Annotated in this window: 14 protein-coding genes; 5 read left to right on the top strand and 9 right to left on the bottom strand. The window is 58.5% G+C overall.

Going from position 1 to position 13052, the window contains the following annotated elements; genetic code table 11:
* Position 1: 1 nt before the first annotated feature.
* Complete coding sequence (gene ubiG, locus WLQ66_RS15155; RefSeq protein WP_340547158.1) at positions 2-748, top strand: bifunctional 2-polyprenyl-6-hydroxyphenol methylase/3-demethylubiquinol 3-O-methyltransferase UbiG; 747 nt, start codon at positions 2-4, stop codon at positions 746-748.
* A 270-nt stretch (positions 749-1018) separates the two neighbouring features.
* On the opposite strand, the gene WLQ66_RS15150 is transcribed toward ubiG, so the two are convergent.
* The 4 genes from WLQ66_RS15150 to WLQ66_RS15135 form a co-directional block, all read right to left on the bottom strand.
* Complete coding sequence (locus WLQ66_RS15150; protein WP_340547157.1) at positions 1019-1459, bottom strand: MarR family winged helix-turn-helix transcriptional regulator; 441 nt, start codon at positions 1457-1459, stop codon at positions 1019-1021.
* On the bottom strand, positions 1459-2289 hold the full coding sequence (locus tag WLQ66_RS15145; RefSeq protein WP_340547156.1) for a carbon-nitrogen hydrolase family protein: 831 nt from the start codon (positions 2287-2289) through the stop codon (positions 1459-1461). The genes WLQ66_RS15150 and WLQ66_RS15145 overlap by 1 nt, the downstream gene beginning before the upstream one ends.
* Before the next feature lie 42 nt (positions 2290-2331).
* Positions 2332-2589 carry a glutaredoxin 3 gene (gene grxC, locus WLQ66_RS15140; protein ID WP_340547155.1) on the bottom strand — a complete coding sequence of 86 codons (258 nt, stop codon included), beginning with the start codon at positions 2587-2589 and terminating at the stop codon, positions 2332-2334.
* A gap of 85 nt (positions 2590-2674) precedes the next feature.
* Complete coding sequence (locus WLQ66_RS15135; protein ID WP_340547154.1) at positions 2675-3403, bottom strand: double zinc ribbon domain-containing protein; 729 nt, start codon at positions 3401-3403, stop codon at positions 2675-2677.
* Between the two features lie 14 nt (positions 3404-3417).
* On the opposite strand from WLQ66_RS15135, the gene WLQ66_RS15130 reads away from it, so the two are divergent.
* From WLQ66_RS15130 to WLQ66_RS15120, 3 genes are all read left to right on the top strand, one after another.
* Positions 3418-4248 (top strand): methyltransferase domain-containing protein, encoded by an 831-nt coding sequence (locus WLQ66_RS15130; RefSeq protein ID WP_340547153.1) that lies wholly within the window; start codon positions 3418-3420, stop codon positions 4246-4248.
* A 128-nt stretch (positions 4249-4376) separates the two neighbouring features.
* Positions 4377-5438, top strand: coding sequence for a ferrochelatase (gene hemH, locus WLQ66_RS15125; RefSeq protein WP_340547152.1), 1062 nt, complete (start codon positions 4377-4379; stop codon positions 5436-5438).
* 73 nt (positions 5439-5511) lie between these two features.
* Complete coding sequence (locus tag WLQ66_RS15120) at positions 5512-8541, top strand: aminotransferase class III-fold pyridoxal phosphate-dependent enzyme (protein ID WP_340547151.1); 3030 nt, start codon at positions 5512-5514, stop codon at positions 8539-8541.
* A gap of 105 nt (positions 8542-8646) precedes the next feature.
* Here the strand turns inward: WLQ66_RS15120 and WLQ66_RS15115 are convergent, their stop codons facing one another.
* On the bottom strand, positions 8647-8829 hold the full coding sequence (locus WLQ66_RS15115) for a hypothetical protein (RefSeq protein ID WP_340547150.1): 183 nt from the start codon (positions 8827-8829) through the stop codon (positions 8647-8649).
* 141 nt (positions 8830-8970) lie between these two features.
* On the bottom strand, positions 8971-9612 hold the full coding sequence (locus tag WLQ66_RS15110; protein ID WP_340547149.1) for a L,D-transpeptidase: 642 nt from the start codon (positions 9610-9612) through the stop codon (positions 8971-8973).
* 166 nt (positions 9613-9778) lie between these two features.
* Here WLQ66_RS15110 and dalA point away from each other — a divergent pair, with 166 nt between their 5' ends.
* Positions 9779-10270: a divisome-associated lipoprotein DalA gene (gene dalA, locus WLQ66_RS15105; protein ID WP_340547148.1), complete on the top strand. Its 492-nt coding sequence runs from the start codon at positions 9779-9781 to the stop codon at positions 10268-10270.
* Positions 10271-10379: 109 nt separating this feature from the next.
* Here dalA and WLQ66_RS15100 read toward each other — a convergent pair whose 3' ends face one another.
* The 3 genes from WLQ66_RS15100 to WLQ66_RS15090 all read right to left on the bottom strand — a co-directional run bounded on the left by WLQ66_RS15100 (position 10380) and on the right by WLQ66_RS15090 (position 13025).
* Positions 10380-10898, bottom strand: a complete 519-nt coding sequence (locus WLQ66_RS15100; protein WP_340547147.1) for a L,D-transpeptidase family protein — start codon at positions 10896-10898, stop codon at positions 10380-10382.
* Between the two features lie 64 nt (positions 10899-10962).
* Positions 10963-11772 carry an ion transporter gene (locus WLQ66_RS15095; RefSeq protein WP_340547146.1) on the bottom strand — a complete coding sequence of 270 codons (810 nt, stop codon included), beginning with the start codon at positions 11770-11772 and terminating at the stop codon, positions 10963-10965.
* A gap of 5 nt (positions 11773-11777) precedes the next feature.
* A complete protein-coding gene (locus WLQ66_RS15090; protein WP_340547145.1) occupies positions 11778-13025 on the bottom strand; it encodes a class I SAM-dependent RNA methyltransferase in 1248 nt (415 codons plus the stop codon).
* Positions 13026-13052 lie beyond the last annotated feature (27 nt).

Here is a 13052-nt window from a genome sequence, read left to right as displayed (position 1 = left end):
AATGCAAGCGCCTCAATCCACGGTAGACCCGTCCGAGATCGCAAAATTTGAGGCCATGGCCGCCGAATGGTGGGATCCCACTGGAAAATTCAAACCATTGCACATGCTGAACCCCTGTCGGCTGGACTACATCACCAGGCAAATTGCTGGTGAATTTGATCGCAACCTATCCGATCAGGCGCCCTTTTCCGGACTGCGCATTCTGGACATCGGCTGCGGTGGCGGGCTTCTCAGCGAACCAATAGCCCGTCTGGGTGCCGATGTCGTCGGCGCCGACGCCGCAGCGGGCAATATTCCAGTCGCTCAGGTTCACGCCCAGCAATCCGGTCTGGACATCGACTATCGCCACACCACAGCCGAGGCGCTGGCAGAGGCGGGCGAGCAGTTCGACGTGGTTCTCAACATGGAGGTGGTCGAACATGTTGCCGATCCGCTCAGCTATCTAACTGCCACGCAGCAGCTGCTCAGGCCCGGTGGTCTGCAAATCTGTTCAACCATCAACCGCAATCCCAAAAGCTACGCGATGGCCATTTTAGGCGCCGAGGTTGTCATGCGATGGCTGCCGCGCGGGACACATGAATGGTCGAAGTTCATTACACCAGACGAGCTGTTCGAGCTGCTCTCAAAGGCGGGGCTGACGCCTGTCGATCGGAAGGGTTTTGTGTTCAATCCGATCTTCTGGAGCTGGTCGCTCTCGGACCGTGATTTGAGCGTAAATTACGTGACAGCCAGCACAAAGTCTCGCTAAGCGCGGAGGCAAAAGCCCTGTCCCTATACTTTAGGATAGGCAATCATCCTTCTGCGTCGTTGGGCCGCTACCTTCTACGTGGTAGACCATGGATAGGGTCAGATGTTCCTGACCTGTCACCGAGTGAATGCACAGAGGCCCTTGTTCCGGGCCGCCCTGTCGTTAAGCCTACCACTCACGGACCAGCCTGACGGGGGGCACCAAGGACGTCTGTTCGCAGACGTCCTTTTCCGTTTTACAGGATTGGGGCCCTGCGCCCGTAGTCGCCAATCAGTCGCGACTTCCCAGCTTAATGCGGAACTCTCGCAGGATCGGCAGCGCGGATTTGACCCGGTCACCTCCCAGTTCCTCAACCACTTCGCGGATCATCGGAACAATGCTGGCCAATGCGGCGTCGCGCGCCTGTCGTCCCGCCGGGCTGATCGCGACCATTTTGCGTCGCGCATCATCCCAGTCTGGGCGGATATGAACGTAGCCCGCCGCTTCCAGCTTGCTCAATGTATTGGTCATCGCCCCACGGGTCACGTGAAACGCCTTGGCCAGCTGAGCGGGCGACCGCTCAACTCCGGTACGTGCGAGATGGTTCAATACCGAGAAATGCGACAGTTCCATTCCCTTAGGCAGCACTTGTCCCAGCCGGGTCCGCGCCAGCTGATCTGCCATCAGAATTTCGCTGAACAGCGAAACCGCAAGGGAATTGGTATCGTCCATCAGGGGCCGTCGAATTCTCGGTCATGAAACAGGGAAGGAACCTGTCGACGCGCTTGTGCCACTTTTTCAAGGTCAAGATCAATGTAGGTGATCCCTGGCTCAACGCCGCCATCGGCCAGAATTTCCCCCCAGGGTGACACCACCAGAGAATGGCCATAGGTGCGTCGCGACTTTCCCTTGGTTGCCGGATGGGTGCCAGTCTGAGCAGCCGCCAGCACATAGCAGCCCGTCTCGATTGCACGCGCCTGAAGCAATGCGTGCCAATGGGCCGAACCGGTAACAGGCGAAAAGGCAGCTGGCGCCAGCAGCACCTGAGCCCCTGCTTTGGCCAGACGCCGATGCAGATAGGGGAAGCGTACGTCGTAACAGATGGTCATTCCCAGGGCTGCAAATGGAGTCTGTGCAACCACAGCCTGACGGCCCGGGCGGTATCCATCCGACTCGCGGTAAGTTTCTTCAGGCGTGACATCCACATCGAACATGTGGATCTTGTCATAGCGCGCAACGATCTCACCGGCTGGATCGATCAGAAACTGGCGATTGGCAAACCGTCCATCGGAATCCGTCGTCTTCAACGCGAGGGATCCGAGAGACAGCCAGAGACCACGCTCCTCGGCAGTTCTGCGCAGGGCCGCCAACGTCGGATCATCCGCTTCATGATGGAGGACCGACGTCTGGTGGCTGCGACTTCCAGAAAGGCAGTTTGTCACTTCTGGTGTCAGTACAAAACCGGCGCCAGCGGCAGCGGCCTCGGCAATCATCTCCTGCACCATCACCAGATTCTCAGCTGGCTGGTCGCTTGACGTCATTTGAAGCAAGGCCGCACGCATCTGTCATATCCTCCGATGGCCACCGATCTTAATCACCGCGCCTCAGGTTGCCAGCAGCGGATCCAGCTTGCCGGACCGATCCAGTGCATAAAGATCATCGCATCCACCGACATGGGTCTCGCCGACAAAAATCTGCGGAACGGTACGCCCACCATTGGCACGCTCGATCATTTCGGCCTTGCGATCAGGATTAGCCAAGACGTCGATTTCGTCGAAGCTTACGCCTTTCTGGGTCAGCAGGCGTTTTGCGGCGTGGCAAAACCCGCAGAGCGGGGAAGTGTAGATTTCGACCGGTTTCATTCGGGTCTCCGTTTGAAAATATTCAGTGGCTTGGCCCTGAACTTGGGCAGTCCATGATAGAATTGCCAGCCCCAGCGCGTTCAGATCACGACTGCGTGACCCTTGCAAGCACGGCGATACGGACCGCGCTTGCGCCTGCATCAAGGCAAGCCTCGCTACAGGCCGCAAGCGTGGCACCACTGGTCATCACATCATCGACCAGCAGGACGATACGCCCGTCAATCTGTGCGGCATGTTTCGGATGCGCCGAAATCGACCGCGCCAACGTTGCGTAGCGCTCGCAGCGGCCCTGCCCTTCAAGCGAAGGTGTACGGCAAACGCGCCGCAACAGGTCCGGGCAGTAGTCCAAGCCAGCGTCTCGGGACATTTGTCGGGCCAGCAGATCAGATTGATTATAGCGGCGGCGCAGAAACCGCGACCAGTGTAGCGGCACTGGCGCCACCAAGGGATCATCCACAAGCAAACTGGCAGCCGCCCGCCCCAACCAGCGCCCTGCAGGCCGGGCGATTTCAGTTCGATCCCCGTGTTTCAGGGCCAGTACCAGCCGCCGGGCCGTGCCCTCATAGGTCAGCGCGGCGCGTCCTTCCTGCCAAGGCCGTGGGTGATCCATACACTCATCACATTCGAGGCGAAACCCATCCTCCTCCCCGATCAAAGGGACTCCACATCCATGGCAACAAGTTCCATGTATGAACGGTGTCTCGCGCCAGCAGGGGCCACAAAGTCCGAAATCGCTGTCGACCCACTCACCGCAGGCCAGACAGCGTGGCGGGTAGATCAGCGAAACAGCCGTTTGTATCCGCGCCTTCAACATCCTAAATAGCCCTCATGACCAAAGCCACGACGCCCCGCCCGCAGCTCTTTGACCGCAGCGCACTCGCCGCCCATCGCAGCCGCCTGACCCCAGAAGCCCTGTTCCTGCACGATATCGCACGCGATGAGATTGAGGATCGGCTCTCCATGGTTAACAGGAGCTTTACGCGCCCAGCGCTGGTGGCGCCTTTTGCGCAAGGCTGGGACAGTTGTCTGCCCGATGCCAAACATGTCGCGGATGACGAAACATTGGATCTGGCGGTTGGTGCCCATGATCTTGTGGTCCATGCCATGTCACTGCACTGGGCCAATGATCCGGTCGGACAATTGATCCAATGTCACCGGGCCCTGACCGAAGACGGCTTGCTGCTGGTCGTGATGCTGGGCGGCCAGACCCTGCATGAATTGCGCAGCGCCCTGGCCACCGCCGAAACCCGCCTTTCCGGCGGGCTGTCGCCCCGCGTGGCCCCGATGGGCGAAGTGCGCGATCTGGGTGCGCTGTTGCAACGGGCCGGATTTGCGCTTCCGGTGGCGGATGTTGTGCCGCTGACCGCAAAGTACCGCGACCTGTGGCACCTGATGCACGAACTGCGCGGCATGGGCGAAACCAATGCCATGACACAGAGGCAAAAGACCGCAACCACGCGCAAATTGTTCGCTGACACTGCGGATATCTACCGGTCCACCTACGCAACGGAGGACGGTCTTTTGCCTGCAACCTTTGAACTGATTTGCCTGACCGGCTGGTCCCCGTCCGACACCCAGCAAAAACCGCTGCGCCCCGGATCGGCAAAGGCGCGACTGGCGGATGCGCTGAAGGTGCCGGAAACACCGCTGCCAAAGTAGACAGAACCAGCCATAGGTCTATCCTATGGCTCTGGTGGAATGATCCAATTGGTCATTTCCGCCGTATCTTCATATAGCTAGGGCGGACCAACGATCCGCTGACCGTTTACCGCACAGGACCCTGATAGATGCTGGACGCCACTGCCCCCGCCACCTGCCCCGCTCATGCGCCGGCAGACCACCCCAAGATCGCCCCGGCGAAGGTCGGCGTACTGTTGGCCAATCTGGGCACCCCCGATGACTATAGCTACTGGCCGATGCGCCGGTATCTGAGCGAGTTTCTCTCGGACAAGCGTGTGATCGACTATCCTGCCTGGAAATGGCAGCCGCTGTTGCAACTGATCATTTTGGCCAAACGGCCGTTTTCCTCGGGAGCGGCGTATAAGTCCATCTGGAACCATGACAAGGGCGAAAGCCCCCTGATGACCATCACCAAGGAGCAGACCGCCGCGATGTCGGAAGCGCTGCAGGAGCGGTATGGCAAAGAGGTCATGGTGGATTTCTGTATGCGCTACGGCAATCCCTCAACCAAATCCAAAGTGCGGGCAATGGTTGAGGCCGGCTGTCAGAAAATCCTCTTCGTCCCGCTTTATCCGCAATATGCCGGGGCCACCTCGGCCACCGCCAACGACCAATTTTTCCGCGCCCTGATGGAAGAAACCTGGCAGCCCGCCGCACGCACCGTCGCACCCTATTTTGACGATCCGGCATATATCGACGCCCTTGCGCGTTCGGTGGAGAAAGCTTATGCCACCGCCGAGAAAAAACCCGAAATTCTGGTTGTATCCTATCACGGGATGCCCAAGCGCTATCTGATGCAGGGCGATCCCTACCATTGTCAGTGCCAGAAAACGACGCGCCTCCTGAAAGAACGTCTGGGGTGGACCGATACCGAAATCACCACCACGTTTCAGTCGGTGTTTGGCCCCGAAGAATGGCTGAAGCCCTATACCGTGGATCACGTCGCCACCCTCGCCAAAGAAGGCAAGAAAAACATCGCGGTGATCGCCCCAGCCTTCTCGGCGGACTGCATTGAGACGCTTGAGGAAATCAACGAGGAAATTCGCGAAAGCTTTGAGCACGCGGGCGGAGAGGAATTTCTCTATATCCCTTGCCTGAACGATGACGCCGAGCACATTGACGCGCTGTCCGGCGTTATCCAACGCAATCTGAAAGGGTGGCTGGACTAATCGCCACTCCCCGGTCCAAATAGCCAAAACGCCCCGACCAACGGGGCTGAGGATATTTGAACAGGGACCTCTCATGACCGCATTGAACCTGGCCGAATTGCATTGGGCCGATGCCCTGAATAATCACTGGGGCATCACCGCTGACCTGTCACGGTTGGACGGGGAATATGACCTGAACTTTCGTGCAATCGCCGAGGATGGGCAGGGCTATATTTTAAAGGTCATGCGCCCCGGTTGCGCCCCTGATCTCGTCGAGATGCAAATCGCTGCGCTGGCGCATCTCCATCAAACTGACCCGGATCTGCCATGCCCACGCGCCGTGGCGGCCGCCGATGGTGCGCTCTGCCTCGATCTTGCAGACGAAACCGGGGTTGAGCGCCTGGTCTGGCTGCAAACTCAGCTGCCGGGCCGCTGCTATGCCAAAAGCACGCCGAAATCATCCGTTCTCATCAGGGAAATCGGTGCCGCGCTTGGAAGCATCACCCGCGCGCTCAAAACCTTTGACCATCCCGCGCTGCTACGCAATTTCAAATGGGATCTGATGTCTGCCGACTGGGTGGCAAGCGATCTCGACTGCATCGCAGACAGCAAACGCCGTAGCCTGATTGCTGCGATCTGCGCCGATTTCATAGAGCTGAAGCCGGTGCTTGGCTCCCTGCCGAAACAGGCGATTCATAATGACGCCAATGACTACAACATTCTCGTTACTGGCACGCTATGCCAACCACGCCATGTCGGCGGTCTGATCGACCTTGGCGACATGTGTGCTACGCCGCGAATCTGTGATCTGGCCATTGCAGCTGCGTATATCGTGCTGGATAATCCCCGACCGCAGGCTGCCCTGTCCGCGCTGATAGAAGGCTACCACGCCGTCAATCCGTTGACCGAGACCGAACTAGATCTTCTCTGGCCTCTGCTGCGGATGCGTCTGGCCGTCAGCGTCGTCAATTCCACACTGGTGGCCAAAGACAATCCCGATGACCCCTATGTGACCATATCGCAGGGTCCTGCATGGCGTTTTCTGGAGCAACCAAGTGAGCATCCGGCCCTGATTTCGTCCCGGCTGAGAGCGACCTGCGGCCTTTCGGTGGTCGATGGTGCCGACCGGGTAATTGCCTATCTAGAGAAATATTCCGGTGAGTTCGCTCCGCTGATGGGACGCGATTTGACGGGTCTGCCGATGGGGTCTCTCTCGGTCGAGACATCGACCTGGCCGCAGAACCCTTTTGATATGCCGCTGGCCGAGGCTGCCGAAGTCGGGCGAGAGTTTTCCGGCGAAAACGGTGCCGACTGGTGGCTTGGATATTACAACGAACCACGGCTGATCTATACTGCCCCAGCCTTCCGCAAAGGCGCGTATAAAGCCAGCGACCGGCGTACCGTCCATCTCGCAGTGGATGTTTTTGCCCCGGCCGGTCAGACGCTCTACGCCCCCCTGGAGGGTGAGGTCGTGGCGGTGGAAAACCGCGATGCTCATCTGGACTACGGCGGTGTTGTCATCCTGAAACACCATACCGACACCGGAGAAGAATTTTATACGCTCTACGGTCATCTTGACCCTGACTGCTGTACTCAGCTTTCGGTTGGCGACCGGGTCGCCAAGGGCGCGCCGTTCTGCCAGCTCGGAGATGCAACTGAAAACGGCGGCTGGGCTCCACATGTGCATTTCCAACTGGCGCTATCGACCAAGGGAATTGAGGCAGACTGGCCCGGAGTGGCGGATCCTGACGACCTCTTGCTGTGGAACGCACTTTGCCCAAACCCTGCACCGTTACTGAACCTGCCTGCGGAGAAAACCGGATATGAACCGACTGACAAGCGCCGGGTTCTGGCGGATCGAAAGGCACATTTCGGCAGCAATCTCAGCCTGACCTACAGCGATCCGGTCATGCTGCTGCGTGGGTGGAAACATCATCTGTTTGACGAAATGGGCCGCCCCTATCTCGATGCCTATAACAACGTGCCGCATGTAGGCCACGCGCATCCCCGCGTTCAGGCGGTTGCTGCCGATCAGTTGAAACGCATGAACTCCAACACCCGGTATCTGCACCCGGCACAAACCGCCTTTGCGGAAAAGGTGCTGTCAAAGATGCCCGACCATCTGGAGGTCTGCTTCTTCGTCAATTCCGGCACCGAAGCGAATGAGCTGGCCCTGCGCCTCGCACGGGCGCACACAGGTGCCAAGGGGATGGTAACGCCCAATCATGGCTATCACGGCAACACCACTGGCGTGATTGACGTTTCCGCCTATAAGTTCAATGCAAAGGGTGGCGTGGGCCCGTCTGACTGGGTGCAGTTGATCGAAGTTGCCGATGACTATCGCGGATCTTACCGGCGCGATGATGCAGACCGCGCGCAGAAATACGCGGACCTAGTGGATCCGGCCATCGAAAAACTGCGTGCAAGCGGTCATGGGGTGGCCGGCTTCATTGCCGAGACCTTCCCTTCTGTCGGCGGTCAGATCATTCCGCCAAAGGGCTATCTGCCCGCCGTCTATGACAAGATCCGCGCCGCAGGTGGTATCTGTATCGCCGATGAGGTTCAAACCGGTCTAGGACGCCTTGGTGACTACTACTTTGGCTTTGAACACCAAGAGGCCAGCCCCGATATCGTGGTACTCGGTAAACCAATCGGCAACGGCCACCCCCTGGGTGTGCTGGTAACAACCCGCGCCATCGCGGACAGCTTTGCACAGGGGCCTGAGTTCTTCTCGACCTTTGGCGGTTCCACCCTGTCGTGCCGCATCGGTACCGAAGTGCTGAATATCGTCGATGAGGAAGGGTTACAGGAGAATGCGCGGGTGCGCGGGGCCGAACTGATCGAAGGCCTGCGCGAACTGCAATCCCGTTATCAGTCGATCGGGGATGTGCGCGGCATGGGATTATTTATCGGTGTCGAACTGATCCGCAACGACGGATCAGAGGCCACTGATATCTGCACCTATGTGAAGAACCGCATGCGCGATCATCGCATCCTGATCGGTAGCGAAGGGCCAAAGGACAACATTCTGAAAATTCGCCCCCCGCTGACGATTGATGCAGAGGGAATCGAGATGATTCTCGCATCGATGAACAGCATTCTGTCCGAAGTTCACGACGGTTGAGCCACCCTGAACCAAAATTGCATTCCCCGGCCCATGTCAGGTCGGGAGACATGAAAAAAGGCGGTGGAAAATCCACCGCCTTTCTTACCGTTCTGAGACAAGCAATTAGTTGCTTGCAACAGCTGCGCCAACCAGAACCAGCAGCAGCAGCGGCAGAAGGATGCCGCTGGAGGAGCTTTCGGTCTGCTCAACAATAACCGGCGCCTCAACAATCGGCTCAGCCAGGTTGCCCGCGGAAGCGGTCGAAGCAGCAGCAGTCAGAGCAGCAGCGATAACGAGTTTTTTCATGTTAACCTCCAAAAATATGCGCAGTTCAGTCCACCCGAACCACGCGCCCAAGACTTACCTCGTAATATTTTTCTAATCAGCAAAATCGCGACATTGCAATTGCTTGTTGCATGATTCGGCCTCTGGAATGGGCCGATGTCGTCAAATTAGCAACACTTGAGTGCCCACTTTCGTGAGCGCAAACAGCTGCGAAATATGCTCGTTATAAAGGCCGATACAGCCGTTTGAAGACCTGCGCCCGATCTTGCGCGTGTCATGCGTGCCGTGGATTCGGTAATACTTCCAGCTGAGATACAAAGCATGGGTTCCAAGCGGATTGTCCGGCCCCGGCGGGATATAGGCAGGCCACTCAGGATTGCGCTTGCGCATGTTCGGAGTCGGCGCCCAGCCAGGCCCATCGACCTTGCGGATAATCTGGGTCCGGCCGCGGCGCGTCAGATCATCAGAGAGCGGCACGGACGAGGGATATAGCTTGTAGGTGCTCTGGTCTTCCGACCAGAAATGCAGGGCGCGGCTGTCGATATCCACCAGCACGGCTCCGTTGCGCAGATTGTCGAAATAGGGCCGCCAGTCCTTGGACCGGAACGCCGAGATGTTACGCTGAACCGGCGCCTCCGGCTCCGGCGGCGGGCGCAGCGGGTCAAAACCCTCAGCGGTCGTGTCCGTGGCATCCTGTGCCCAGACGTCGCTGGCAAGACCGCCGCCAACCAGCGATGCGCCGACAGAAACGGAACCGGCGAGAAATTGCCGTCTAGAGAAGGATTCGAAGGGGCTGCGGGTCATGACTTTTCCAAACTGCGGAGATATGCATTCGTTATGCCGTATCTTATGGCGCGAATGCCTCAGTCGCAAATCAAACAATCCCGCGACGGTCAATTCACCGCTGACATGTTTGCGCCTATGTCACAGCCGGGCTATTGCAGCCCCAGTCAACGAAGCAAGGTGTAGTATGACACGTGTATTTCTGATCCTTATCGCCGGGCTGATGACCCTTGTCGCAGCCTGTGCCCCTGCACCTGATGGCAGCACAGGCGGCAGCGTGTACCGGATCCGTAACGCCGACAAAGTACAGCTGCGGATGCTCGACTCGGTCAACGCCCTTCGCGAAGCGGCAGGCAAGCCGATTGTCCAGCTGAACCCCCAGCTGACCGCTGCGGCCGCAACCCATTCGCGCGACATGTCGGTCCAGAACCGTCCGTGGCATTTTGGCTCCGACGGCTCTTCCCCGCTCGACCGCGTTGCCCGCACTGGTTTCACCGGCACAATGATCGGCGAGACGATTTCGGAAACATATGAGACCGAGTTGCAGACGCTTACAGCCTGGATGGAACAACCGGCCACCCGTTCGGTCATCATGGACGCCAAAGCGCGCACCATGGGCTTCTCCTGGTTCCAGGAATCCAATGGCAAGATCTGGTGGACCCTGGTCATGGGTAGCTAAGCGCGCCGATCCAATCTTTACCTGAACGAAGAAGGCCCGATCGCTGCATGGTAATCGGGCCTTTTCTATCACGAGACGATCAGCGCTGGCACGGTTACAGTGCAGACGATCAGGGACGCAGGGTAATCAACGTACCGTCGCGCACCATCGCATAGATCTCTTCGATCTCATCGTTGCTGACCGCAATGCAGCCCGCAGTCCAGTCATCCACCCGCGCAGCGCGCTTGCGTTCCTTGGGGTTGTTTGGCTCACCGTGAATGAAAATCTCGCCACCCGGTTTCTTGCCCATCGCGGCCGCCTTTGCCCGGTCCTGTGCGTTGGGGTAAGAGATCCCGATGGAGAGGTGATAACGACTGTTGGGATTGCGCCGGTCGATCAGATAGGTGCCTTCGGGAGTTTTGCCATCGCCCTCGATCTGCTTGTGGCCCTGCGGTGCGAAACCCAGCTCCATTTCATATTCGCGCAGAATATCCTCATTGTGCAGAAGATAGACCTTGCGGGCGCCTTTATTGACAACAACCGAGGTTACCTCGGGGCCATTATAACTGCGGAATTTGCTAGGGCCGGAGCTACAGCCCGCCAGCCCAAGGGTCGCCGCGGCGCCCAATCCGAATGTACGTCTATCCATTATTCTAGGTCTCTGCCTGATTTGCCTCATTTTCCAACTACTATCTTCGGTGGAAAATTCAAAATCACTTCTTCTCGTGCGGCGGTTGCAGCGTCGCGATTTGCTGCTCGATTGCCTCCAGCCGAGCCAGAACCAGATCCCGATAAGCGTCCGTGCGTTCGCCCTCTTCCTCGTGATGGGCATCCTGCATCGAATTCACGATCAGGCCGACCAAGAGGTTCACAACCGCAAAGGTGGTGACCATGATAAACGGCACAAAGAACGCCCAGGCATAGGGATAGATTTCCATGACAGGGCGTACGATGCCCATGGACCAGCTTTCCAAAGTCATGATCTGGAACAGGGAATATGCGCTCAGCGCGAGATTACCGAACCATTCCGGGAAACTGTCCGCGAAGAGTTTCGTCGCGATGACGGAGCCGATGTAGAAGATGATAGCCATCAGCAGGAAGACTGAGCCCATGCCCGGTAGCGCAGTAATGAAACCCTCAACCACCCGGCGCAGCCGCGGCGCAACGGAGATGACGCGCAACACCCGCAATATGCGCAGCGCCCGCAGGACGGACATCCCCTGCGCCCCAGGAAGAAAGGCGATGCTGACGATCACAAAGTCAAAGATGTTCCAGCCGCGCAGGAAAAACCGCAGCCGCTGTACCCAGAGTTTTGCCAGCAGTTCAACGACAAAAATCCCCAGGCACAGCTGATCGACAAACAGAACGATCGTCCCGAACCGGGACATGATCGTATCAGATGTCTCCATTCCCAGCGTCACGGCATTGATCAGAATCACCACAGTGATGAAGTTGCCAAAACGATCACTGGCGATAAGATCGCCAAGCCGCTGGTTCAGGGTTTGTTTTGCACTGATGCTCACCGGTTCTACCCCACGTAGGAAAAGCTGGCCGCGAGTTCCGTATGCGAGGACCAGCGGAATTGATCGACCACCTGTACCCAATCCAGCCGATAGCCGCCATCGGTCAAAATCTTCGCATCACGGGCAAAGGTGACTGGATTGCAGGAAACATAGGCAACCCGTTTCGTACGTGCTGCAACCAGCTGAGTGGCCTGGGCCTCAGCACCAGCGCGCGGCGGGTCAATCACTGCGGCGTCAAACTCCGTTCCAAACGGATTCAGATCCTCCGGCAGCAACGGGTTGCGAAACAGATCGCGGGTCTCGGTGGTGACTTTCTTCAAGCCTTTGGCCTGCCGCCAACCGGCATCCAATGCGCGCAACATGGCGCTTTCACCCTCGACAGCGTGGACCTCAGCGTTTTTCGCCAGTGGCAGCGAAAAAGTCCCGCAGCCGGCAAATAGGTCGACGAGACGTTTTGCCCCCGCGACAACCTCCTCGACCGCTGCGAGCAGGGCCGCCTCGCCATCACGGGTAGCCTGTAGAAAGGCACCTGGCGGCGGGCAGACATGTGCCGGACCAAAGGGTTGAGTTGGCGGCTGTTCCATACCGATCAGCTCATCCTCCCAGGTCAACCTTGCAATACGATGCGCGTCGACCACCTGCGCCAACGCGATCCGAAGCGCGCCATCCAGCGGCTTGCCGTTGGTCACCAGTACATCAACGCCAACCTCCGAGAGGGTCACCGTCACCGCAAGCGGTGCCTTGCGGCTGGCGCCAGCCATGGCCAGTGCCTCTGCCATCGGCACGGCAGCCAGAAGCTGTGGTGCCAGCAACTGGCAATCGGGTATCTCTGTAATTACCCCGGACGCGCGGCCATGGAATCCAGCCATCGCCCCCTTCTTGGTTCGGCGCACTGACAGCGTGGCGCGACGGCGCGATCGTGGCGGTGAGGTGTGGATCGGGCGAAACGCCGTCTCAATCCCCTGGGCAGCCAGCGCATTGCGCACAATATCGACCTTCCAGCGCGCGACAAAATCATCTGTCGCATGTTGCAGCTGACAGCCACCACAGGATTTATAATGCCGACAAGGCGCCTGGACGCGTGCCTCTGACGGGTTCTCGATGCGGATATCCGTGAGCTGGTGCCCGTCGCGAATACCGCTGACGGTCTCTCCCGGCAGGGTGCGCGGCGCAAAAAGCGGGCCCTCGGCGACTCCGTCCCCCTGATGGCCAAGACGAATGATTGTGGCTGTGGTTCTAGCTGCATGTGTCATGGGCGCTGCATACCCTGCGACTGGCCC

This window comes from Phaeobacter sp. A36a-5a (genome assembly GCF_037911135.1).
GTDB lineage: Bacteria > Pseudomonadota > Alphaproteobacteria > Rhodobacterales > Rhodobacteraceae > Phaeobacter > Phaeobacter bryozoorum.
Note: the sequence above shows the minus strand (reverse complement) of the source record. Positions and strands in the feature narration are given on the sequence as shown.